Source organism: Tamlana crocina (assembly GCF_012037625.1).
This window is the reverse complement of the sequence record NZ_JAAVJS010000433.1, coordinates 1-376: the sequence shown is the minus strand read 5'-3', so window position 1 is coordinate 376 and position 376 is coordinate 1. Positions and strand designations below refer to the sequence as shown.

Below are 376 nucleotides of genomic sequence, written 5' to 3'. Positions count from 1 at the left end.
CCCGGGGTCACTTGCTGTTCCTGTGTAAAAACACGGAATCCGCCACCCCCGGACCGGGTGAGCATGTCGATGAGACTACCTATGATAAATCCAAGAATAGCGCCCCGGTATCCATAAAACATTAAACCGACAAAGGCGGCAAACCATTTGATCATTCTATAATTTTTTGCGGTGCAAAGATAGTATTTATGCTTCAGTAATACTCCGGTTCAACAAAGTCGGGGTTTATATACCTAAAATTTATGCACTTGTAATTATTTGGTATCTTTGCACTTTAGTTCTAATTACAAAATTTAAATATATGTATCCACCGGAATTAGTTAAGCCCATGCGTGAGGACCTTACCAGCATTGGTTTTGAAGAATTACATACAGAA

General features: G+C 39.9%; 1 pseudogene. It reads left to right on the top strand.

Going from position 1 to position 376, the window contains the following annotated elements:
• Positions 1-301: 301 nt before the first annotated feature.
• Positions 302-376, top strand: a pseudogene (locus tag HC176_RS20140) (BrxA/BrxB family bacilliredoxin); the annotation flags it as partial.